General features: G+C 64.0%; 21 protein-coding genes and 1 pseudogene. 6 read left to right on the forward strand and 16 right to left on the reverse strand.

Annotation, left to right across the window (positions count from 1 at the left end):
• Nucleotides 1-4: 4 nt before the first annotated feature.
• Together ACZ5WT_RS10265 and mutL are read right to left on the reverse strand one after the other, a co-directional pair.
• Nucleotides 5-1,552 (reverse strand): VOC family protein, encoded by a 1,548-nt coding sequence (locus ACZ5WT_RS10265; protein ID WP_464283695.1) that lies wholly within the window; start codon nt 1,550-1,552, stop codon nt 5-7.
• A 9-nt stretch (nt 1,553-1,561) separates the two neighbouring features.
• Nucleotides 1,562-3,418: a DNA mismatch repair endonuclease MutL gene (gene mutL / locus ACZ5WT_RS10270; protein ID WP_464283696.1), complete on the reverse strand. Its 1,857-nt coding sequence runs from the start codon at nt 3,416-3,418 to the stop codon at nt 1,562-1,564.
• A 384-nt stretch (nt 3,419-3,802) separates the two neighbouring features.
• Between mutL and ACZ5WT_RS10275 the strand changes: the two genes are divergently transcribed.
• Nucleotides 3,803-4,249: a nucleoside deaminase gene (locus tag ACZ5WT_RS10275; RefSeq protein WP_464283697.1), complete on the forward strand. Its 447-nt coding sequence runs from the start codon at nt 3,803-3,805 to the stop codon at nt 4,247-4,249.
• Here the strand turns inward: ACZ5WT_RS10275 and ACZ5WT_RS10280 are convergent.
• The 6 genes from ACZ5WT_RS10280 to ACZ5WT_RS10305 form a co-directional block, all read right to left on the reverse strand.
• Nucleotides 4,246-4,596, reverse strand: coding sequence for a DUF1801 domain-containing protein (locus ACZ5WT_RS10280; protein WP_464283698.1), 351 nt, complete (start codon nt 4,594-4,596; stop codon nt 4,246-4,248). The genes ACZ5WT_RS10275 and ACZ5WT_RS10280 overlap by 4 nt on opposite strands.
• A 57-nt stretch (nt 4,597-4,653) precedes the next feature.
• Nucleotides 4,654-5,688, reverse strand: coding sequence for a patatin-like phospholipase family protein (locus ACZ5WT_RS10285; RefSeq protein WP_464283699.1), 1,035 nt, complete (start codon nt 5,686-5,688; stop codon nt 4,654-4,656).
• Nucleotides 5,669-6,943 carry a phosphoribosylamine--glycine ligase gene (gene purD, locus ACZ5WT_RS10290; protein WP_464283700.1) on the reverse strand — a complete coding sequence of 425 codons (1,275 nt, stop codon included), beginning with the start codon at nt 6,941-6,943 and terminating at the stop codon, nt 5,669-5,671. The genes ACZ5WT_RS10285 and purD overlap by 20 nt, the downstream gene beginning before the upstream one ends.
• A gap of 80 nt (nt 6,944-7,023) precedes the next feature.
• Nucleotides 7,024-8,148, reverse strand: coding sequence for a DUF6161 domain-containing protein (locus tag ACZ5WT_RS10295; RefSeq protein WP_464283701.1), 1,125 nt, complete (start codon nt 8,146-8,148; stop codon nt 7,024-7,026).
• 127 nt (nt 8,149-8,275) lie between these two features.
• Complete coding sequence (locus tag ACZ5WT_RS10300) at nt 8,276-9,646, reverse strand: glutamate--cysteine ligase (protein ID WP_464283702.1); 1,371 nt, start codon at nt 9,644-9,646, stop codon at nt 8,276-8,278.
• Between the two features lie 72 nt (nt 9,647-9,718).
• Complete coding sequence (locus ACZ5WT_RS10305; protein ID WP_464283703.1) at nt 9,719-10,459, reverse strand: 16S rRNA (uracil(1498)-N(3))-methyltransferase; 741 nt, start codon at nt 10,457-10,459, stop codon at nt 9,719-9,721.
• 224 nt (nt 10,460-10,683) lie between these two features.
• Between ACZ5WT_RS10305 and ubiA the strand changes: the two genes are divergently transcribed.
• Nucleotides 10,684-11,613, forward strand: a complete 930-nt coding sequence (ubiA, locus tag ACZ5WT_RS10310; protein ID WP_464283704.1) for a 4-hydroxybenzoate octaprenyltransferase — start codon at nt 10,684-10,686, stop codon at nt 11,611-11,613.
• 3 nt (nt 11,614-11,616) lie between these two features.
• On the opposite strand, the gene ACZ5WT_RS10315 is transcribed toward ubiA, so the two are convergent.
• Nucleotides 11,617-12,411 carry a class I SAM-dependent methyltransferase gene (locus tag ACZ5WT_RS10315; RefSeq protein WP_464283705.1) on the reverse strand — a complete coding sequence of 265 codons (795 nt, stop codon included), beginning with the start codon at nt 12,409-12,411 and terminating at the stop codon, nt 11,617-11,619.
• Nucleotides 12,412-12,534: 123 nt separating this feature from the next.
• Nucleotides 12,535-13,050 (reverse strand): DUF6101 family protein, encoded by a 516-nt coding sequence (locus tag ACZ5WT_RS10320; protein ID WP_464283706.1) that lies wholly within the window; start codon nt 13,048-13,050, stop codon nt 12,535-12,537.
• A gap of 267 nt (nt 13,051-13,317) precedes the next feature.
• Between ACZ5WT_RS10320 and ACZ5WT_RS10325 the strand changes: the two genes are divergently transcribed.
• From ACZ5WT_RS10325 to ACZ5WT_RS10335, 3 genes are read left to right on the forward strand one after another with little or no spacing between them, the layout of a single operon-like run.
• Nucleotides 13,318-14,181: a 3'(2'),5'-bisphosphate nucleotidase CysQ gene (locus ACZ5WT_RS10325; protein WP_464283707.1), complete on the forward strand. Its 864-nt coding sequence runs from the start codon at nt 13,318-13,320 to the stop codon at nt 14,179-14,181.
• Nucleotides 14,174-14,416, forward strand: a complete 243-nt coding sequence (locus tag ACZ5WT_RS10330; RefSeq protein WP_464283708.1) for a DUF4170 domain-containing protein — start codon at nt 14,174-14,176, stop codon at nt 14,414-14,416. The genes ACZ5WT_RS10325 and ACZ5WT_RS10330 overlap by 8 nt, the downstream gene beginning before the upstream one ends.
• A gap of 42 nt (nt 14,417-14,458) precedes the next feature.
• Nucleotides 14,459-15,712 (forward strand): O-antigen ligase family protein, encoded by a 1,254-nt coding sequence (locus ACZ5WT_RS10335; RefSeq protein ID WP_464283709.1) that lies wholly within the window; start codon nt 14,459-14,461, stop codon nt 15,710-15,712.
• Here the strand turns inward: ACZ5WT_RS10335 and ACZ5WT_RS10340 are convergent.
• The 4 genes and pseudogenes from ACZ5WT_RS10340 to ACZ5WT_RS10355 all read right to left on the reverse strand — a co-directional run bounded on the left by ACZ5WT_RS10340 (nt 15,709) and on the right by ACZ5WT_RS10355 (nt 19,711).
• Complete coding sequence (locus ACZ5WT_RS10340; protein ID WP_464283710.1) at nt 15,709-16,863, reverse strand: hypothetical protein; 1,155 nt, start codon at nt 16,861-16,863, stop codon at nt 15,709-15,711. The two genes, ACZ5WT_RS10335 and ACZ5WT_RS10340, sit on opposite strands and share 4 nt — an antisense overlap.
• Entirely contained in the window at nt 16,863-17,084 is a 222-nt protein-coding gene (locus ACZ5WT_RS10345; RefSeq protein WP_464283711.1) for a DUF2093 domain-containing protein, read from the reverse strand. Before ACZ5WT_RS10345 ends, ACZ5WT_RS10340 begins: the two co-directional genes overlap by 1 nt.
• 49 nt (nt 17,085-17,133) lie before the next feature.
• Nucleotides 17,134-18,746 (reverse strand): annotated as a pseudogene (gene xseA / locus ACZ5WT_RS10350) (exodeoxyribonuclease VII large subunit).
• Between the two features lie 77 nt (nt 18,747-18,823).
• A complete protein-coding gene (locus ACZ5WT_RS10355) occupies nt 18,824-19,711 on the reverse strand; it encodes a LysR family transcriptional regulator (protein WP_464283712.1) in 888 nt (295 codons plus the stop codon).
• Between the two features lie 153 nt (nt 19,712-19,864).
• On the opposite strand from ACZ5WT_RS10355, the gene ACZ5WT_RS10360 reads away from it, so the two are divergent.
• Nucleotides 19,865-20,128: a YjiS-like domain-containing protein gene (locus ACZ5WT_RS10360; protein WP_464283713.1), complete on the forward strand. Its 264-nt coding sequence runs from the start codon at nt 19,865-19,867 to the stop codon at nt 20,126-20,128.
• Between the two features lie 167 nt (nt 20,129-20,295).
• Here the strand turns inward: ACZ5WT_RS10360 and ACZ5WT_RS10365 are convergent, their stop codons facing one another.
• A complete protein-coding gene (locus ACZ5WT_RS10365) occupies nt 20,296-20,541 on the reverse strand; it encodes a PilZ domain-containing protein (RefSeq protein WP_464283714.1) in 246 nt (81 codons plus the stop codon).
• Between the two features lie 18 nt (nt 20,542-20,559).
• Complete coding sequence (locus tag ACZ5WT_RS10370) at nt 20,560-21,069, reverse strand: invasion associated locus B family protein (protein ID WP_464287189.1); 510 nt, start codon at nt 21,067-21,069, stop codon at nt 20,560-20,562.
• Nucleotides 21,070-21,285: the final 216 nt, after the last annotated feature.

A 21,285-nucleotide genomic window follows, 5' to 3' on the forward strand; every position in this document is an offset into this window, starting at 1 on the left:
AGGGTTACTGCGCCGCGAGCCACTGGCCGATGATGACCGGGTCCTGATCGCCCAGGGTATGGCCGGTGGGGGAGACCTCGACCGCCACCTCGGCCCCGAGCCCGCGCAGGGTTTCGGCCAGGGCTTCGCCCTTGGGGCGATAGGTGTCGGTTTCGCCGACGACGATGAGCACGGACATGCCGGTGAGATCGGTCTCGGGGAGGCTGTCGAGCACCATGACGGGGCGCAGCAGCACCGCCTTGCGCAGCACGGCGGGGTGGAGCATCAGCATGGCGGCCAGCAGGTTGGCGCCGTTGGAATAGCCCAGGCCCACCATCTTTTCGGGAGCGAGGCGATAGGCGGTTTGGGCTTCTTCGAGAAACGCCTCCAACGCGCCCGCTTCGAAGCGGATATCCTTTTGATCGAACAGCATCGGGGCGATGCCGCGGAACCAGCGCTGCACGCCATCCTCGGTGGCACGGCCGCGTAGGCCGAGCAGGGTTGCATTTGGGGCGGCGCGGCGGCCGAGCGGCATCAGGTCGGTCTCGTTGCCGCCCGTGCCATGCATCAGCACCAGGGTCGTGCCGTCCGGCTGCTCAGGCGTCTGGAAGCGGTGGGTGAAATGAAGGTCTCGATACATGACGCGCTCTTCGCCCGGTAGGCCGTACTGGGGCAGCAGCGCCTTGATGTCCTCGGCGTCAAGGGCGGCATCGGGCGGCACGAAGAGGGCGGTGCCCAGCGTTTCCACTGGCTCGTCGAGGGTGAAGCCGGGGCCGTCGCTGGCCATTTCGATCAGAATGCCGCCGGGCTCGCGCACATAGAGCGAGGTGAAGTAACTGCGGTCGTGGATATTGGTGAGGCTGGAATTGCGCTTGGCGAGCTCGGCCTCGACGGCGCGCACTTCTTCGCCATCGCGCGCGCGGAACGACAGGTGATCCATCATCCCCACGCCCGGCGCGCTGCTCCAGAAGCCGGTGGCGTCGCGCACGTCGACGATATCGCCTGACCCCGATACCAGCCGCTCGATCGTGCCTTCGCGACCCGAAGGGGAATAGCCGAAATAGCGCTGCACGAAGGCGCTGGTCTGCTCGGGCTGGGTGGTGAGCAGGGTCGCCCCGCGAATGCGGCTGATGGCGTGCTCTTGCGGCACGTCGCTGCCGGTAACTGGCTCCAGCGGCGGCAGGGCGACGCCGGTGAGTTTGAGCAGGACGCCATCGGGATCGCGCAGTTTGAGCACCGTCTCGCCGAATTCCTGGGCCGTGCCCTCGACCTTGACCTGATGGCGCAGCGCGCGCTCCAGCCAGTAGCCGATGCTGGTGGGCGAAATGGCGAGGCCGATCTCGCTGACCATGCCTTCGCCGACCCGCCCTTGCGAGCCGCCTTCCCAGACGAGAAAGGTCAGCAGCGAGCCGGGTGAGCCCACCTGATCGCCATAGAACAGATGCAATTGCTTGGGGTCCTCGTAGCCCCCGGTGCGCTTGACCAGCCGCAGGCCGAGGAAGCCGACATAGAAGTCCACATTGGCCTGAACATTGCCGGTAATGGCCGTGATGTGGTGAATGCCGCTGGTCATAGTCTCTCCTTACCGGCTGCGGCCGAACAGCCGCTCGATGTCTTTTTTCTTCAGCTCGACATAGGTCGGCCGTCCGTGGATGCACTGGCCCGAATGGGGCGTGGCCTCCATGTCGCGCAGCAGCGCGTTCATTTCGTCGACGCGCAAGCGCCGGCCCGACCGCACCGAGCCGTGGCAGGCCATGCGGGCGATGATCTCATCCATGCGGTCGGCAACGGCGGTGGAACTGTCCCATTCGGCAAGGCCATCGGCCACGTCGCGGACAAGCCCCTCGATATCGGAGGTGCCCAGCAAAGCCGGGGTTTCGCGCACCGCAATGGCGCGGGGGCCGAAGCGTTCGAGATAGAGCCCGAACTGTTCGAGGTCGCCAGCGACGTCTTCGAGACGGGCGCAGTCTTCCTCGGGCATTTCGATGACCATGGGGATGAGCTGGGCCTGGCTGGCAACGGGACCGGAGGCCAGCTGCGCCTTGAAACGCTCATAGACCAGCCGCTCATGGGCCGCGTGCTGATCGACCAGCAGCAGTCCCTCGCCATTCTGGGCGATGATGTAATTGTCGAACATCTGGGCGCGCGCCGTGCCCAGGGGAAATTCCATGAGGGGAGGGGCGACTTCGGCCTCGACGCGGCCACTGGGTTCGTTGAGGCCATCGATGCCCTGCTGCGAGGCGGGCGGGGCATAGCTGGACGAATAGGGATTGCTGGCGCCATAGCCCGAGACGCGCTCATAGCCACTCACCGGCGGCATGGAGCGGGCATAGCCGTAGCTGGTGCCATAGCTGGCGCTGGGGGCTTCCCCGACTGGTGTCGCGCGATGCTCGGGTGCCTGGAAGGCGCCCAGAATGTCGTCGGCAACGCTGGTCGAAGCCTTGAATCCGGCTGCGGCCAGCGCTTCGCCGATGGCGCGGATCACCGCGCTGCGCACCGCGCCCGCATCGCGGAAGCGTAATTCGGCTTTGGCCGGATGTACGTTGACGTCCACTTCTGCCGGGTCGATGGCGATATAGAGCGCCACCACCGGGAAGCGGTCGCGGAACGTATAGTCGGCATAGGCGGCGCGGACGGCGCCCACCAGCACCTTGTCCTTCACCGAGCGGCCGTTGACGAAATAGAACTGGCTCAGCGAATTGGCGCGCGTATAGGTCGGCAGGCCCGCGAGGCCCGCGACGACGACGCCGTGGCGGGTATGGGCCAGGCGCACCGCATTCTGGGTGAAGTCGTCGCCGATCACCTGGCCCAGCCGGGCTTCGAGCGCGCCGGTGCCGGTGACGGCAGGCCAGTTGGACGGGGTGCGGTCGCTGCCATTGAGCACGAAGTGGATCGACGGATTGGCCATGGCGAGGCGCTTGATCACGTCGGTGATGGCGCCGGTTTCGGCCCGATCGGTCTTGAGGAATTTGAGGCGGGCAGGGACATTGGCGAAGAGGTTCTTCACCTCGATGACCGTGCCCCGGTTCATCGCCAGCGGCATGGGCCCCGATTTGACGCCGGCCTTCACCTCGACCCGCAGCCCGCTTTCGGCTGCGGCCGGGCGCGAGGAGACGCTGAGCTCGGCCACCGAGCCGATCGAGGCCAGGGCTTCACCGCGGAAGCCCAGCGAGCGGATATCGTCGAGATGATCTTCGCTGAGCTTGGAGGTGGCGTGCCGTTCGACCGATAGCACCAGATCGGCGTGGTCCATGCCGTGCCCGTCATCCTCGATGCGGATCAGGCTTTTTCCACCGGCAGCGGTGGTGACGACGATGCGGCTGGCGCCGGCATCGATGGAGTTTTCCACCAGCTCCTTGACCACACTGGCAGGGCGCTCGACCACCTCGCCGGCGGCGATGCGGTTGATCAGGTCTTCGGGCAGCTGACGGATGGGCAAGGGCGATTCTCCTAGGCAGCTAATATAGGGCAGGGCGGAGGAGTTTCCGAACCGGATTTGTGCGGGGGTGGGAGTACCCCCACCTAAGCTTTTGCGTGGGGTGGAAGGACCCCCACCTAGCCTCCCCCTGAAGGGGGAGAAATCTGGCTGGTGGGTGGGGCGCGAAGGTGCCCTATTGCGTGATCTGTCCCTCCCCCTTCTTCAGGGGGAGGCTAGGTGGGGGCTGGGAGCCGCCATATTGGGGCTCTCCGACCCCCACCCTTGATCCCAAGCTTTTTCGCCCGCGGCGAAAAAGCAGACCCCACAAAGGGGGAGGGAGACGACTGATGGTGTTCGGACTTGGGGGGCTTGAGTGGCGGGGACCGAACCAGCTACATCTCGCCCATGACCCAATCCCCCATGGAACTCGCCCTGTCGCTCGCCGAGGAAGCCGCTCGCCTTGGGGAGGCGCCGGTGGGCGCCGTGGTGATGGAGGGGGACGTGGTGCTGGCGGCTGAGCGCAATCGCATGAAGGCGCTGGGCGACCCCACGGCGCATGCCGAAATGCTGGCCATTCGCGCCGCGCTGGCAAAGCGCGGCACCGGGCGGCTCGATGGCTGCGATCTCTATGTAACGCTGGAGCCCTGCGCCATGTGCGCCGGGGCGATTGCCCATACGCGGCTGCGCCGGGTGTATTTCGCGGCCGAGGACATCAAGGCCGGGGCGGTGGAAAACGGCGTGCGGCTGTTCGACCAGCCCACCTGCCACCATGCGCCCGAGGTGATCGGGGGTGTCGGCGCCTCGCGCTCGGAAGCCATGCTGCGCGACTTCTTCAAGGCGTTGCGGGACTAGGCCCGCGCCAGCGCCTCGGCGACATAGGGGCCCACCACGGCCGCATCGACCGCTTCGGGCGTCGTGAAGTGCATATGGCGCCGAAACTGACCCTTGCCCAGCAAGAGGCCCGCCGCATCGGTCAGCTCGGCCCCGCGACTGAATTCCAGCGTGACGTGATTGGCGGCGGCGAAAATCCCGCAAAAGGGCCGCGTGGTCGAATAAAGCAGGCCGCCATATTTGACCACCTCATCCGCATCGGGCGCGGTGGCGGCGACCAGCGCGCGCAGGGTCAGCACCACGGCATGATTGGTGGGGTTGGCGCTGCCAATGGCGTCGAGCAGGTCGGCAATTTTCGGATCGCGCATGTCGGCAGTGTCCCCAATAGATGGGGTTGTCTGCCATTGCCGTAGCGCCTTGGCTAGCTATTCACTGCCGAAAACCGGCACCTTGCCCTGGATATAGTCTTCGATTTTCTGGTCCAGGATGCGTTTGAAGCGTTCCTTCTCTTGCTCGGCATGCGCCACGATCTCACGCACCCGCCAGAATTCCAGCGCCCCGATCGCCGCCACATGGGGGCGGATATAGATATCGGGCGGGTAGGCGGCCATCATGTGGGCGGTGAGCGAGTGCATCATGATCTGGGCCGAGCCGAACCAGATATCGAGCGCCTTGTGATCGGTCTTGGTTATGCCCTCGGAGGGGTCGCCATTGACGTCGATGCCGATCAGGAAATCGGTGTCGATATCGGCCTGATCGAGCGGCAGCGGATTGACCACGCCGCCATCCACCAGGATGTGGCTGGCGTAATGCACCGGCTTGAACAGGCTCGGAATGGCGATCGATCCGGCAATGGCCGGGCGCAGCAGGCCAGCATTGAACACCACCTGGTGCCAGGACTGGAAATCGGTCGCCACCACATAGAGCGGCACCTTGAGGTCCTTGAATTCGATCGGGAAATTCTGCGGCGTGAAGGCATCGACAATGCTGGTGGCGTCCAGCTGCATCGAAATGCCGTTCTTGAGGATGCCGCCAATGCCGCGGATCTGGGTCGACCAAAGCTTGGTGGCGATGATGCGCATGGTGCCCAGCACCTGATAGGAATGCTCGCGCAATTCCTTGCCGCTCATGCCGGCCGCCCAGCCGGCGCCGATCAGCGCGCCGATGGAGGTGCCCGAAATCACCGAGGGGCGCAGGCCCAGCTCGTCCATCGCCTCGATATAGGGAATATGCGTGAGGCCGCGGGCCGAGCCGCCGCCCAGCGCAACACCAATCCGTGGTCCAGACAAAGTGCCCATCTCACCCCGCTCCCTGCCCTGGCCACGCAGCCTTGCGGCCGTGGCCTTGCCGCGCAATTGCAGCGGGGTCAGCGGACGTTTCGGCGGCGTCTTGTCAAAGACGGTCTTGCGGAAGAATAGGCCGGGCAGGTTTAGGAAGGGTTCAGGCCTGCGTGCGGGCAAGTTCTCGCCAGCCGATGTCACGGCGGCAGAAGCCCTCGGGCCAATCAATCTTGTCCACGCCTGCGTAAGCACGCTTCTGCGCCTCGGAAAGGTCAGTGCCAAGCGCGGTGACATTGAGAACCCGTCCACCGGCAGCAACTAAACGTTCACCATCGCGGCGCGTTCCCGCGTGGAACACAACAATCGTATCGTCGTCGATGCCCTCGGCGCCGCGGATCTCGCTGCCCTTGCCGTAGGCGCCCGGATAGCCCTTGGTGGCCATGATGACGGTGAGCGCGAACTGATCCTTCCAGGTCACGTCATGACCGGCCAGCGCTCCCTTGGCGGTGGCATGCAGCACCGGCAGCAGGTCGCTTTCCATGCGCATCATCAGCACCTGCGTTTCGGGGTCGCCGAAGCGGGCATTGTATTCGACGAGCTTGGGGCCCTCGTCGGTCAGCATCAGCCCGGCATAGAGCACGCCCTGATAGGGCGTGCCGCGCGCGGCCAGGCCCCGCACCGTCGGCCAGATGACGCGTTCGAGGGTTTCCTCGTAGATTTCGCGGGTCATGACCGGCGCGGGCGAATAGGCGCCCATTCCGCCGGTATTGGGGCCGGTATCGCCATCAAAGGCGCGCTTGTGGTCCTGCGCGGTGGTGAGCGGGAGGATGTTGGTGCCATCGCAAAGCACGAAAAGGCTGACCTCCTCGCCTTCCATGAACTCCTCGATGACCACTTCGGCCCCCGATTCGCCAAAGGCGCCGGCAAAGCAATCGATGATGGCGGCCTCCGCCTCCTCGACGCTCATCGCCACGGTAACGCCCTTGCCGGCCGCCAGGCCATCGGCCTTGATGACGATCGGCGCGCCGCGCACATAGAGATAGGCGAGGGCCGCCGCCTCGTTGTCGAAGCGCCCATAGGCGGCGGTGGGAATGCCCATCTCGTCGCAGAGGGCCTTGGTGAAGCCCTTGGAGCCTTCGAGCTGGCCGGCGGCCTTGCTGGGGCAGAAGCAATCAAAACCAGCGGCGCGAACATCGTCGCCCAGCCCGGCCACAACCTGCGCATCGGGGCCCACGACGACGAAGTCGATCGCATGGGTCTGGCAGGCGGCGATCACGGCGGCATGGTCGGTGATGTCGAGATCGAGGTTTTCGGCCACGGCGCCGGTGCCGCCATTGCCCGGGGCAATGAACAGCTTGGTCAGCAGCGGCGACTGTGCGATTTTCCACGCCAGGGCATGTTCACGCCCACCCGAACCGATCACCAGAACCCGCATGAAATGCCTCCGTCACTGTTGGTGGCGTGATGCACGACTGGGGCGGCGGAGGCAAGGGGGGAGGGGGATAGGCAAGCAAGTCAGGACTTGCTCTTAATCAGATCCAGCAGGCCATTGGGCGGTCCATCGTCGGTGCTATTTGGCGGAGCTGGGCGAAACAGGGCATTCAGAATGATGGCGCGTTCAGCCTCGGTGACACCGCTGTTTGGGTCCTTGTTGAGACCAAGAAACGTCATAGTCATGAGACGGCGATAGCTAGCGTCATCTGCCAAGGCTAGATTTTGTATGAAGACCCGGCTCAGGTGCCGCAAGATCCAGCCATAGGCGAGGAAGGGAATGGAGATTGCCACTATCGGGGTAAGCGAGAATTTATCGGCGGTCGCCGCTGTAAGTTTCACGAGCCAGCTCTCGATGTCGCTGAAATGGCTCCACCCGAGATATAGTGGAAGGGCAACAAGCGCGCCAAAGGCCAGAAAAGAAAACCAGCCGATGAAGGCAGAGCGATTGCTCTTGTCTTCCCAGTATTTTGCAGCGGCCTCGGTTTGAATCTGTTTGTGGTAGAGATCATGGAGGGACTTAAGGCGGGCCTCCATGTCGTTCTGGAATCCTCTCAGCTCATCAAGCCGCGCCACTGACTGCTCCTCAAGCGCCTGCATCCGGTCCAGCGACTCTTGCTTGACCTCCTCAAGCGTTTCTCTTGAGCTCTGTAAGTCGCTCAATCCTGCGGCAGTCAGCCATGCTGGGGCCGTCAGCAGGAGCGCGCGATACCGGTTCATCTGCATCTGTACGTTTTTGTCGTCGAAGCGAACGAGCGCTTTGGACAGAGCGCTCGCAACGTAGTGAGCCGAGGCAAAATCACTTCTTGCCAGTTGCCCGATTGCGCTGCCCAAGGGGCTTTGGCCGATTAGTACCCGGTATGATCGGGCCTCAACCATAAATTCTATCAGTTTTCTGCGGGTAACCGCACTTCCGAGTGGGGCGATGCTGAGGAGGTGGTCGTGGTTGAGGCGAGCTAGGTCTACCGACTGGCCCGCGTACGTAAGTTCGAGCTCACCACTTGATTGGCCAAACTGCAGCCAGAATGTTCTTTCCGCTTCAAACCACTTTAGCAGCTCGTCTTGGGTCAAAACCTGCCGCGGCAGGCCCTGCTCCGGGCACTCTAAGACGTACCCGTCGATACCTTTGATGGTGGCCAAATCTGTCATGCCGTCCCCCGCGTTCGCTTCGCGGGAGACAGGCGTCACCGGCGCAACGGTGTTGTCCCTGGCAACAATGTGTTCATCCCGAAACGAGGCGTCAATCCTCCAGTTCTCAAGATGAGCTGGTGGGCGCCTACATCTCGGCTTCTTTGAAGATGTGGGTCAGGTCGCCGTTCCATTCGCCGCGGTATTTGTCGAGCCAGCGTTCGGCTGGAGACTTGGCGAGGCGGATGGTTTCTTCGAGCGGGGCGAGGTGGATGGTTTCGTCCTTGCCCTGGGCGTTGCGGCGGTCGCGGCGGACCAGACCCGCTTCGGCAATACCGACGGCCTGCGCGGCAACGTCATAGAGGTTGGAGCGGTCGTGCGGGGTCATCAGACCGAGGCGCGGCACTTCGCGGCGAATCTCTTCGCGTTCCTCATTGGTCCAGGGTTCAATCAGCTCATAGGCCGCTTCGAGCGAGACGTCGTCATAGAGCAGGCCCGTCCAGAAGGCGGAGAGCGCCACGACGGAGGCCGCGTCGCCCATATCGGCGCCGCGCATTTCGAGGAACTGCTTGAGTCGCACTTCGGGGAAAATGGTCGAGAGGTGGTCTTCCCAATCCTTGATGGTCGGCTTTTCGCCCGGCAGCTGGGGCAGTTCGCCACGCAGGAAGGCGCGGAAGCTCTCACCCGACGTGTTGACGTACTGATTGTTGCGGATGACGAAATACATCGGCACATCAAGGGCGTAGTCGGCATACTGTTCGAAGCCGAAGCCTTCATCGAAGGCGAAGGGCAGCATGCCGGTGCGGTCGTCGTCGGTATTGAGCCAGATGTGGCTGCGATAGCTGAGATAGCCGGAATCGCGGCCTTCCGAGAAAGGCGAATTGGCGAACAGCGCCGTCGCGACGGGCTGCAGGGCCAGGGCGACGCGCAGCTTCTTGACCATGTCGGCTTCGCTGGAAAAGTCCAGATTGGCCTGCACGGTCGCCGAGCGGTACATCATCGACGTGCCCAGCGTTCCGACCTTGTCCATATAGGGGGTCATGATGCCGTAGCGCGACTTCGGCATGCTGCAGATTTCCTTGACCGCCCAGATCGGCGTGACGCCGAGGCCGAGGAAATGAATATCGAGGGGTGCGGCAACCTTTTTGGCGACGCGGATATGCTCGGCCAGTTCGGCGGCGGTGCCATGCAGGTCATCCTGCGGCGCGCCGGAGAGTTCGAATTGCCCGCCGGGCTCCAGCGAAATGCCGCCGGCTACCGCATTGTTGCGCAGCCCGATCGGATTGCCTTCGTCATAGAAGGGTTCCCAGCCCGTTTCTCGCGCCATGCCTTCGAGCAGCGCGCGGATGCCGTTCTCGCCCTCATAGGCCACGGGCCGCAGGGGATTGGTATGGAATACGTGCTTTTCGTGCTCGGTGCCGATGCGCCACTGGCTGGCTGGCTTATTGCCGCGCGACATCGCCTCGATCAGGTCAGCCCGCGATTCAATCAGGGGCGAGTGGGGGTCGGCGCCAGCCATAGGTAGTCCTCGGGATAGGAGGGTTTCGTGTTGGCGGAACATAACGCCGCTCAAGCCGAAAGCAATCGCGTTTTATCGCCAATCACCGATGATTGCCTGAATTACTGCGAGCGCCGCAACCGCCGCAGTATCGGCGCGCAGGATGCGCGGACCAAGGCTGATGGGCACGACATAGGGCAGGGAACGGAGCTTCGTGCGCTCCTCGTCGGAAAATCCGCCCTCCGGCCCGATCAGGACGCCGACCGGCATCCCTTTGAGCCCATTCAGAATTTCGACTGGCGATGCCGAGGCGGCACCCTCATCGGCAAGGATGAGCCGGCGTTCGGCGGGCCAGGAATCGAGCAGGCGGTCGAGGGTGATCTCGGGCTCCACTACCGGCACGCTCAGCACTTCGCATTGTTCGGCCGCTTCGATCGCATTGGCCACCAATCGATCATGCTTGAGGCGGTTAACCTGGGTGTAGCGGGTGATGACGGGCTGAATCACCCCCGCGCCCATCTCGGTTGCCTTCTGGATCACATAATCCAGCCGCTCGGTCTTGAGCGGTGCAAAACCGTACCAGAGGTCGGACCTCGGCGTCTGGGCGGCGATCTGCTCGATCAGATCGAGCACCACCGATTTCTTGGAATCAGCAGCCAGCCGCGCCAGCCAGGCGCCGTCGCGGCCATTGAACACCACGACCTCATCGCCCACCGTCTTGCGCAGCACGGCGGCGAGATAAAGCGACTGATCCTTGCCCAGGGTCAGCTGCATGCCCCCGGCGAGGTCGGGTTCGATGAACAGGCGGGGCAGGGCGGAATGGGTGCGAGGCATGGGCGTCTTGCGGTAGGATAAAGCCGCAGTTAGGACTGAACTGCCGTCCGGGGCAAGCCGGACATATATGCCTTGTGCCACACTCGCGTGGTTCGAGGCCTGCATCAGGGCTCGCACCTCACCATGAGGGCCACGGGGAAGCCGCTTCCAAGGTGGCCCTCATGGTGAGGCGGGAGCGTAGCGACCCTCGAACCACGAGGGCGCGGCATAGACAAGGCGCCAGCATGAACCAGCCTAAACCCGACACCGTCGCCGACGCCCATTCGGGCAACTGGGTCGACAGTTTTGCCCCCGACTGGCTGAAGCCTTATGCGCGACTGGCGCGGTGGGATCGGCCGATTGGCTTCTGGCTGCTGTTCTGGCCCTGCGCCTGGGGCCTGGCGCTGGCGGCGGTCGCGCAGCCGGCGATGGGTTTTGACTGGTGGGGGTGCGTGCTGATGCTGGCCGGGGCCATTCTGATGCGTGGCGCGGGTTGCACCTTTAACGACATTGTCGACCGCGACATCGACATGAAGGTGGCGCGCACGCGGCTGCGCCCGATTCCGTCGGGCGCGGTGACGGCGCGCGACGCACTGGCGTTTTTGGTGGCGCAGGCGCTACTGGGCTCGGTCATCCTGTTCCAGTTCAACCGGTTTACCCTGTGGGCCGGCATTGCCTCGCTCGTGCTGGTGGCGATCTATCCCTTCATGAAGCGGGTCACCTGGTGGCCGCAGGCCTTTTTGGGCCTCGCCTTCTCCTACGGCGCGCTGGTGGGCTGGAGCTCGCAAACCGGCGGTTTCGCGCTGCCGGCGCTGCTGCTTTATGCCGGCACCATTCTGTGGGTGATCGCCTATGACACCATCTATGCGCTGCAGGATATCGAGGACGACATGCTGATCGGCGTGAAGTCCACGGCGCGCCTGTTCGGCGACCAGGTCAAGCTCATCTGCGGCAGCTTCTATGCGGCGGCCTATGTGCTGTGGCTTGCCGCGGCCACCATTGCCGGCGCAGGAATCGTCTTTGCGGTGCTGTCGCTGGTGGCGGCGGGCCTGCTGGCCTGGCAGATCCTGACGGTCGACCGTGAAGTGCCGGGCAATGCGCTCGCCCGGTTCAAGGCCAACCATTATGTTGGCATCGCGATGACCCTGGCCCTGCTGGCGGACTGGGTCTGGTAGGCGTCAGGCGCGCGCCGAGATCACCAGCCACTGCAGCAGCATGGTGCCGTCCTTGAATTCGGCGGCATAGGCGTCGGTCAGGGCCTTCACGATGGCTTCGGGGTCGACCCCACCACGCGACTGGATCTGATCGAAGACCGGCGTGCCGAAAATGATGCCGCGGGCCAGCTTGGCCGGGTCCGGCACCGGCTTGATGTGCCGGCAGACATCGACCGAGATATCGCCGAACCCTGCGGCGAGCAGCGAATCCTTGATGGCGTCGAACGGGTAGGAAAACGGCACCTTCAGGAATTGCGGCGGGTCGGCATCGAAAAAGCGCCCGACCACTTCGTAGGCAAGGCGGCCATTGGCGTTGTATTTGTGGCTGTCCCACACGCTGAACAGATAATGCCCGCCCGGCTGCAGCAGCCGCTTGATCTCGCGGTAGCCCAGATCCTTGTCGGGATAAAACATCACGCCGAACTGGCAGCTGACCAGGTCGAACGCGCCATCCTGGAAGGGGAGGGCGGTGGCGTCGGTGGCCTCGAAGCGGATTTTCTCTTCGGTGCGGAAGCGGAGCCGGGCGATATCAAGCATGGGCATGTTGAGGTCGGTCACGACCAGCTGGCTGTCCGGGGGCAGTGCGTCACGGATCGCGCGGGTGGCGATCCCGGTGCCGGCTGCGGTCTCGAGCACCCGCTTCGGTTTGAGAGCCCCGACCCGGCGGGCCATGTCGGCGGCCGGATCGGCAAAAATGATCGGGCCAAGGCCCGCGTCGTAATGCTGGGGAATACTGCCTACGAAGCCTGCGTCGCTCATATCGTCCTCCCTGCTGGCGGACCGGAATGGCGGTCCGGACAGGGATTATACCACCAAAACGCCAAAAGGGTTGACCGCACCACCGGTCAACCCTTTTCAAGCGTGCTTGGAGGTGCAGGAACTTTACGACGCGTCGGGCTGGCCCGGCTGGCGGCGATTGAGGAAGCGCGGGCGGCGGTTGGCATCGGCGACCAGCTTGCGGCGCGCCGCGCTGTTGCCGACCATCACGCCATCGACCTGCTGGCTATAGGGCATGTAGGCGCCGTCACCGGCCTTGATGAACAGCGGCAGGCGGAGCTTCTTGCCCCAGTTCTGCCATTCGGCAACAACGTTGTGATTGCCTTCTTCTTCGAACACCCGGTAGTTCAGTTCGTAGTCGGAATGCACCAGTTCGATCGAGCTGGTCAGCACGCCTTCTTCGGAAATCCGCGTTGCGACGGCAACGCCGATGAATTCGGTGACCGGCACCTTGATCTTGATGGCCACGCCGCTCTGTTCGAGCACGCGCCGCACGGTCACGGTCTTGATCGGGTCCTTGGGGCCATTGTCGTTGGCAGCCACAAAACGGCGTTCCGCCAGCATTGGCTTGCCGAATGCGAGAACGACCGAAGTCCCTTCCATCGCGACACCATGAACCATTTAAATTCGCCTTCCTGTCAACCTCGAGAGCTGGTTTTTGGTGCTCTCTTTATGGGCTCACCATAGCGCGTCCCCTTACCCGGCCCCTTAATCGGTTCGGTTAAGTTTATCTTGTTTTTCGAGAGGGTTAGCGGGACGTTGCACCGAGTAGGAGCCGGTTAACCGAGCTGTTTTGAGGGCTGTTAACTGTGCCACATCTGTCGATGCCGGGGTCCTGACGGGCTCGGGTCTTGCCCAAGACCGGCGCCAAGCCTAAAAGGCGCGGCAATGCCAGCACCTGCCACGACATATAGCGATGATCTTGAACTGCTCCGCTCCTCCGCGGTGGCAGCCGGTATCATTGCCAGCGGCTTCTTTCGCCGCGATGTAAAGAGCTGGAACAAGGAGAATGCCTCGCCCGTCAGTGAGGCCGATATTCTCGTTGATCGTTACCTGGCATCCTCGCTGCTGCATGCGCGCCCCGATTATGGCTGGCTCAGCGAAGAGACTTCGGACAATCCGAGCCGTCTCGACTGCGAGCGCGTGTTCATTGTCGATCCCATCGACGGCACGCGAGGGTTCCTGCGTGGCGAAGACAGCTGGACCGTATCGCTGGCGGTGGTGGAGAACGGCGTGCCAGTGGCCGGTGTGGTCTATGCGCCGGTGCGTGACCAGATGTATTGCGCGGCCAAGGGCGAGGGGGCGACGCTGAACGGTGCCACGATCCGCCGCAGCCGCCGTGCCGGTGCGCCTCCGCTGATCCCCGCGCCGGGCGCCGTGCATCAGGAAATGCAGGCCGCGGGCCTGCACTATACAAGGGGTCCCGCCTATCCATCGCTGGCCTACCGGCTGGTGCAGGTGGCGACGGGCGAACTCGATGCCGCCGTGGCGCGGCGCGGGAGCCAGGACTGGGATATTGCCGCCGCTGCACTGATCCTCGATGAGGCCGGTATCCACTTTGCCGACGTGTGCACGGGCTTTCCGCGCTTCAACCGCCGGGATGTGCGCCACGGGGCGCTTGCAGCCCTCAGCGACATGAGCCTAAAACCGCTCGTCCACGCGGCGCTGATCAAGGTTTATGGCTGCCCTGCGGAAGACCATGCCGAACCCGGAACCTCCCTTTCCTCACAGACGGACCTGACCGATGGCTAACGAAGATCCCAACAAGCAGCTGCTGCATCTGGTGATTGGCGGCGAATTGTCGAGCCTTGAAGGCGTGACCTTCGCCGACCTCGACAAGGTCGACATCGTCGGGCTCTATCCGAACTACGCCGCGGCCTATGCCGTTTGGAAGCAGAAGGCCCAGATGACCGTCGACAGCGCCCAGACGCGCTACTTCATCGTGCACCTGCACCGCCTGCTCGAGCCGGAAACCTACAAGGGCTGACCACCAGATCTTCCTGCGCTTTAGACGAATGAGGATGGCGGCGTGCTGAATTCCCTTTCCAGCATCATGATGGTGTCGGGGCTCGTTTTCATGGGCACCGCTCCATTCGTGGCTGATTATATTGTGCTGGTCGTGGGACTGGTTGGCCTTTTGCTGGCGCTCGTCACGCGCGACGCCGTTTTCAAGACTTGGCCGATCCGGATGATCCTGCTTGCGCTGGTGCTGGTGGGGGTAACCGTTCCCTTCGTCTATCGCGGCGAAGCGGATATGTTGCCGCTGGCCGCATTCTCCCCGCTGCTGTTGGCGCCCGGTATCGCGGCGATCCTCGCACGCAACGCCGAATGGCTTTCGGCCAAAACGTTTGCCATGGCTTGCCTGGTCGGGGCCATCGCGGCCTGCCTTGTGGGTCTCGCCGAATTCGCAGCTGTGGAAGGCGCGCGCGCCGGGGCCGGAAACAACCCCATCCACTATGGCGGCATTGCCACCATGCTGGGATTTGGTGCGCTGATTGGCGTGGTCGCCGACCGCTCGCCGCTCCGGCTGATTTTCCTGCTTGGGCCGGTGGCCGCGCTGATTGCGGTGCTGCTCTCGGGTTCGCGCGGCCCGCTGCTGGCTTGGGTCGCCCTTGGTGCGATCGTGCTTCCCTTTATTGCTTGGTGGCATCGGCGGGACCGACTGATGCTGGTCGCGCTGGCTCTGGCGGTTGTTGCGGCGATCTCAGTCGTGGCCCTCTCTCCCCAGAACCGAGCGGTGACACTTCTGGGTGCGGCGACGTCGGCTACGCTCAGCTCAACGGCTCCGATTGACCCGGTGGTGCCATCCGCGGAAGGCGCACCGACTGAACTCGTTGCAGAAGCTCCCGTCCTGCAGGCTCTTCAACAGCAGGATAGCGCCCGTGTGGCGTTGCTGCAGACAGCGTGGGAGGCGTTCAAGTCGTCGCCCATCGTCGGGATTGGGTATGGGCAGATCATGCCACTGTTCCGCGAACTGAACCCGGATGCCGTCGAACTGCATACGCTGGAGAACCTCCACAGCGATATCGGCAACTTCGCTGCCATGTCGGGGCTTCTGGGACTTCTCGCTTACGCGCTGATCGTCCTGTCGCCCCTGGCCTTGCTGTGGGGCGTGAAGGGCGCCGATAGCCGGCCCCTCGTGCTGGGTTCGGTGATGCTGGTTGTGGGGTACGGTGTGCTCGGAACGACCAATGCCATGTTCGGCCTGCTGCCGCAGACCGTGCTGTTTGCCTTGTGGCTGGGCTATCTGGTGGCCTATCGGCGGGCGCTGACCGCCGATTAGGCTTCGGTCAGCGCGTCTATGATGGCGGCCATGGCGCCGGGGCCGCCGATGCGCTGGCGGCCGATATTGGCGAGGCGCCGCCGCTCCTCATCGTCGGACAAAAGGCGTCGCAGGGCTGCCGTGATGGCAGGCGTTTCAGCGTCGACGACGGTGCGCGCCTCACCGAACAGTGCCTGCTCATCAGTGAAACGCGAGCGCCGATCGCGCGGATTGATGAAGGTGATGACGGGCTTGCCCAGTCCCAGCGCCTGGACCGTGGCCGTGCCGGCCTGCGACAGCACCAGATCGGATTCGGTTAGCAGATTGCCCATGGCGCCGCCCCGCGCCATGTGAATGGTCAGCTCGCCATCGGACAATTCGCCGAGATCGGACGGCTCGGTGCTGAGGATGGACGTGCGCTTGAGCCCGGCTTTCTTGGCCATGTCATCGACATTGATGCTGCCGGCGACCGCCAGGAACATGTCAGGGCGCAGTTCGGCAGGCAGGGCGCGCAAGGCGTTGACCTGCAGCGCAAAGCTCTCGGCGGTGAGGGCGCGGCTGCCCGGCAACAGGGTGACGGCAAGCGGCCGCGAACGGCGGGACTTGGCGTCGTAGTCGCCATAGGGAATGGCGTCCATCATCACATTGCCGGCAGAGCGGGCATCGACGCCCATTTCGCCAAGCGAGTTGGCCAGATTGTCCGCACGGCAGAACACGGTCTTGCAGGCCTGCTTGATGACCCAGCGCTCAGGCCCGGAATAGAGGCGGGCAGAGCCGGTCTTGTAGACGTCGAGATAATAGAAACCGCGATGGCCGGTGAGGAAACCGGCGATGACGCCAACCATGTCGCCGACCACGACCACGCGATCATATTTGCCCACGACCTTGCGCAGGAAGGAAAGAGCAGGTGGCACCGTACCCAGGCCGCCGGTCGCTATATCGCGCCGCAGAGAGCCTTTGACATTGCGCCAGCCTTCGGAGGCGAGAGTTGCGCGGGGCCCCACGACCGGGCAGACGCCGGCGTAGGCATTGCCCGAGCCGATCATGGGATAGGCTTCAACGGCGATATTTTTGGGCAGACGGGCAACAACCGCCGCGGCGATGGCGTCTTCGCCATGACCGTTGGAAACGACCAGATATCGGCGGTGGCCCGACGCTTCGGCCTCCACCATCAGGCTCCGCGGCCGAAACGCTCGAATGCGGTGTGGGCTACCGTCGCATCCGCGTAGGGTTCCTGGCGATCGACGCTCCAATAGAAGAGCTCATCGAGCGGGATGGGTTTGCCCGTAATGGCGCAGCGGACAAAGCTGCCGGGCTTGAGCACGGTGTAGTCACCATCCTCATAGCGGATCACGGCTTCGGTAGGCGCGAAGCCCTTGTCGAAGATGTTCATGCGGACCTTCCTTCAACCCTCGCCCCGATATAGCGAGCAATACGGGCGTTCAAAAGAGGCTTTCCTGGCCACCACCGTCTGATTGGGGGCGCGGTTTCTTTTTGATGACCGGGTTGCCGACGATGGTAGCCCCAACGGCGCCATCGGCAAACTCAATTGCCACGGCGTCGCCCGGCGCCAGATTGGCGCGCTGGTGGATCAGATTGCCGTCGCCATCCTTGATCACGGCATAACCGCGCGCCAGAACACTTCGATAGCTCAGCGACACCAAGAGTTTGCCCGACTGCGAAAGGGCAGTGCGGCGGTCGCCGAGGCTCTGGGTAATGCTGGCCATGAGCCGGGCGGTGAGCGGCGCCAACTGACCCTGGGCATGGCGCATCTCGGCGCGCAGGGCATTGGGCGAGAGCTTGGGCGCAATCGCATCGAACTGGGCGCGTTTGCGCTCAACCAGTCGTTCGGCAGCAGAGCCCAGTCGCTCGGCGCGCGGATCATGGGTGAGGCGGGCCCGGTCCACCACTTTGCGCAGGCCTGCTTCGGCGCGCAGGCTCAGGTTGCGGAGGCGCTCGCCGGCTTCCTGGCGCTGGGCCTGCAGCACGCGCGGGCTGAGCTTGGGCTCGACGCGCGAAAAGCGGACGCGGTGGTCCTGCACGGAATGGCGCAGGCCGGTGAACAGGTTGCTGGCGGCATGGTCGAGCCGCTGGCGCTGCGTGGCGACGAGATCGGCGGGGCGTGGCAGCCCGGCGCTGGCTGCGCGCAGGCGATCCGAGCAGTGCTGGCGAGCCGGCGGGCCGCCTGGCGTTGCCGCCCGCCGAGATCATCCACATAGCCGATCAATTCGGCGCGCACCGGCACAGCAGCTTCGGCCGCCGCAGTCGGGGTCGGCGCGCGCATGTCGGAGGCGTAGTCGATCAGGGTCGTATCGGTTTCGTGGCCGACAGCCGAAATGACCGGGATGCCGCTATTGGCGACGGCGCGCACCACGGCCTCTTCGTTGAAGCCCCAGAGGTCCTCAATCGAGCCGCCGCCGCGGGCAACGATCAGCAGATCGGGGCGCGGTATGGGGCCATCGGGCAGGAGGGCGTTGAAGCCCTCGATGGCGTTGACCACTTCGGGGGCGCAGGTGTCGCCCTGCACACGCACCGGCCAGACCAGGACGTGGCTGGGGAAGCGGTCGTTGAGGCGATGCAGGATATCGCGGATCACCGCGCCTGTGGGCGAGGTGATGACGCCGATGACGCGGGGCAGGTAGGGCAGGGCGCGTTTGCGTTCGCGCGCGAACAGGCCTTCGGCCAAGAGCTTCTTGCGGCGCTCCTCGAGCAGCGCCATCAGCGCGCCGGCACCGGCCGGTTCGATATTGTCGATGACGATCTGGTATTTGGACGAACGCGGGAATGTCGTCAGCCGACCGGTGGCGATCACTTCCAGGCCCTCTTCGGGCTTGAAAGTCAGCCGGGCGAAATTGCCTTTCCACACGACGGCGTCGATGGAGGCGTTTTCGTCCTTGAGGGTGAAATAGGCGTGGCCGGAGGAATGCTGGCCGCGATAGCCGGAAATCTCACCGCGAACGCGGACGTGACCGAACTCGTCCTCGACGGTGCGTTTGACCGCCTGGGCGATCTCACTAACGGTAAATTCGGCGGCATTGGTCAGGGCTTCGGCCATAACCTCTGGTGCGACATCGGCCGATGGAGGTCAAGGGCCGGGCGTGGCGGTCGCCGGAGTCATCCCCGCGAAAGCGATCACTCGGCCGCTTCCGCCGCGCGGGGCGTGTCGAGGTTGCCCATCGATTGCACGATGTGGTTGGCCAGCGCGTCATAAATGCCGCCATAGGCGTGGCTGGCACGCTTGAGGGCGATCTGCGCATCGGCGAGGCGGGGCAGGCCGACTTCGTCATTGACCACCCGCATGCCCGGCTGCAGGGCACTCTCCGGCAGGAAGCCGACGGCGAGGTCTGACAGCACGGCGCTGGAAATGGCCGTGGCGTTGGACGACGTGTAGGCGACGCGGAAATCCTTGCCCTTGCGGTCGAGCGCTTCCATCGCGTCCTTGCGCCAGATGCAGTATTGCGGACCGCAGGCGAGCGCGAGCGGTTCGCTGGCCAGGGCGCGGCCGCCATGGCTGGCCACCCAAAACATCTTTTCGGTCCGGAACAGCTCGCCGTAATTCTGCTCGGTGCCCTGGGTGAAGACGATGAGATCGTAACGCCCCGACCGCATGCCTTCGAGCAGGTGTTCGGAGGCCATGCAGGCAACGTCCACGGCGATCTTGGGATGAGTGCGCTGGAAGCTCGACAGGATCACCGGCAGCAGGCGCACGGCATAGTCGTCGGGCACGCCGAAGCGGATCGAGCCGGCCAGGTCGCCATCGGAGAAGTGATCAAGTATTTCGGCATTGGTGCGCAGCATCTTGCGGGCCCGCGCATAGAGCGCTTCGCCATGCAGGGTCAGCGTCACGCTGCGCCCGTCGCGGGTGAGCAGGGTCTGCCCTAGCCGTTCCTCGAGGCGCTTGATCTGCATGGAAACGGCGGACTGGGTCTTGTTCACGCGCCGGGCCGCCTCGGTGAAGCTGCCGCAATCGGCGATCGCGCAAAAACTCTGGAGCTGGTCGAGGTCGAGAGGGGCCGTCATCTGCAATTCCCATCACGCGAATTGATAGAGCGGATGAAATCTATTTGTTAGACGAATGGAAGTCTAGCGGGCTAATTTAACACTATCGGCGCAGTAGAGCTTTGCGCCGGCCCCGCCGTTCCCTTCGGCAAAACCACATGTCTGGAGACTATTATGGCTCACTCGCTTTCGGGCGAGCGGTCAATTGCGGCCGCCACGCCTGCCAATCCGTTTGTCGCGTTCGCGCGCTGGATCGCCAAGGCACAAGTGGCACGCACCCGGCGTGTGGCGCTGTCGGCCCTGCTTGAGCTCGATCATGCTCAGCTCAGCGATATGGGGATTTCGCGCGAAGACGTGGCTGTGGCCCTGGCAGAGCCCGCCCGGGCCGGCCAGACGCTGACTGCCGCGCGGGCCCGCAGCTCCTGGCGCGGTGTCTGATTCATCGAGATTGCGCTGGCCAACCTCCAGCCGGCGCTCTTGCCTGGCGTAGGGTCCGTTTCGGTCCCTCCGCCAATTCCCGGGCCAGGTTTGCCTCTGGTCCCGTTTCCTGACGACTTGCCGGACTGGCGCCGTGGCGCTTGTCCGGCTTTTTTGTCTGGGGGGGCTCAGATAAACTTGACGCCCAGTTCCGTTTCAGTGCGCCAGGCTACCGCGCAGTCGAACTTGCGGCCGTCATCCATCGCCAGGTGAAACGCATCGGGAATCCCGATGATGCTGGTGACCCTCAGGCGCGCACCGATCTCGGACAGGTTGCGAATGGTGCAGTCGAAGGTCGACGAGCCATTGTTGATGACGATCCGGCCGCCCTTCAGCGTGCGCTGACGCGGGGCGGCGCGTCTTTCTTCAGTCATATATACTCTCAGACGCGATCACGGGAGCTGGGCGAACCCGTCCTTGAAGCCATTGAGCGACACCGGAATGCCGATGCCTTCTTCCGGTGTCTTGAAGACCACGAAGATGGCGTCCTTGCCGTTCGACAGGGTCTCGATCAGGCTGTCATCCAGCACGACTTCGGCCACGCAGCCATTGGGCAGGCAGCGCACGAAGGCGACGCGGCCCATATCCTGGCCATCGACATTGAGGCCAAGCCCGTTGGGGAGCAGCACGCCGAGCGGAGCCAGCACGCGCAGCAGGCGCGCTTCGCGATCGGCGGTGCGCAGCACAATGACAGAGAGGCCCACATTGGGCTGATCTTCGGCCATCACGTTCTGGATAATGGCGCATTGCTCGCTGCTCGCGCCGGGCGGAGTGTCGCAGCTCATCTGCCAGTCGCCATACTGGGCGCGAACCACGCCCTGACCAAAGCTGGTGCCTGTTGCTGTCGCCGCGACCAGCACGGCAAGGCCCAGACCGGCGAGACTACGCTTCACAATCCGCATCACTCTATCACTTCTCCTGAACGAATCGCGCGCGGGCACGCGGGTTTTCCTGTTTCCGACAGCCGGCCAATCAAGTCAACCAAAGCCCGGAATCGCTGGGATATGGCGGCCAAACTGCGGCGACGGTGAGGCGGTGTAGAGTCTGGTTGGGCACATTATGACGCACTGCCTCCCCCCTTCGCCACAATGGACTCGTTCAATCCGATGTGATTTAGG

This window comes from Devosia sp. T2-14 (assembly GCF_055397495.1).

Coding starts and splice junctions, on each gene's coding strand:
- ACZ5WT_RS10265 (WP_464283695.1), bottom strand. CDS start 1,552: ATGACCAGCGGCATTCACCACATCACGGCCATTACCGGCAATGTTCAG.
- ACZ5WT_RS10275 (WP_464283697.1), top strand. CDS start 3,803: ATGACCCAATCCCCCATGGAACTCGCCCTGTCGCTCGCCGAGGAAGCC.
- ACZ5WT_RS10280 (WP_464283698.1), bottom strand. CDS start 4,596: ATGCGCGATCCGAAAATTGCCGACCTGCTCGACGCCATTGGCAGCGCC.
- purD (WP_464283700.1), bottom strand. CDS start 6,943: ATGCGGGTTCTGGTGATCGGTTCGGGTGGGCGTGAACATGCCCTGGCG.
- ACZ5WT_RS10295 (WP_464283701.1), bottom strand. CDS start 8,148: ATGACAGATTTGGCCACCATCAAAGGTATCGACGGGTACGTCTTAGAG.
- ACZ5WT_RS10300 (WP_464283702.1), bottom strand. CDS start 9,646: ATGGCTGGCGCCGACCCCCACTCGCCCCTGATTGAATCGCGGGCTGAC.
- ACZ5WT_RS10305 (WP_464283703.1), bottom strand. CDS start 10,459: ATGCCTCGCACCCATTCCGCCCTGCCCCGCCTGTTCATCGAACCCGAC.
- ubiA (WP_464283704.1), top strand. CDS start 10,684: ATGAACCAGCCTAAACCCGACACCGTCGCCGACGCCCATTCGGGCAAC.
- ACZ5WT_RS10315 (WP_464283705.1), bottom strand. CDS start 12,411: ATGAGCGACGCAGGCTTCGTAGGCAGTATTCCCCAGCATTACGACGCG.
- ACZ5WT_RS10320 (WP_464283706.1), bottom strand. CDS start 13,050: ATGGTTCATGGTGTCGCGATGGAAGGGACTTCGGTCGTTCTCGCATTC.
- ACZ5WT_RS10325 (WP_464283707.1), top strand. CDS start 13,318: ATGCCAGCACCTGCCACGACATATAGCGATGATCTTGAACTGCTCCGC.
- ACZ5WT_RS10330 (WP_464283708.1), top strand. CDS start 14,174: ATGGCTAACGAAGATCCCAACAAGCAGCTGCTGCATCTGGTGATTGGC.
- ACZ5WT_RS10340 (WP_464283710.1), bottom strand. CDS start 16,863: ATGGTGGAGGCCGAAGCGTCGGGCCACCGCCGATATCTGGTCGTTTCC.
- ACZ5WT_RS10345 (WP_464283711.1), bottom strand. CDS start 17,084: ATGAACATCTTCGACAAGGGCTTCGCGCCTACCGAAGCCGTGATCCGC.
- ACZ5WT_RS10355 (WP_464283712.1), bottom strand. CDS start 19,711: ATGACGGCCCCTCTCGACCTCGACCAGCTCCAGAGTTTTTGCGCGATC.
- ACZ5WT_RS10360 (WP_464283713.1), top strand. CDS start 19,865: ATGGCTCACTCGCTTTCGGGCGAGCGGTCAATTGCGGCCGCCACGCCT.
- ACZ5WT_RS10365 (WP_464283714.1), bottom strand. CDS start 20,541: ATGACTGAAGAAAGACGCGCCGCCCCGCGTCAGCGCACGCTGAAGGGC.
- ACZ5WT_RS10370 (WP_464287189.1), bottom strand. CDS start 21,069: ATGCGGATTGTGAAGCGTAGTCTCGCCGGTCTGGGCCTTGCCGTGCTG.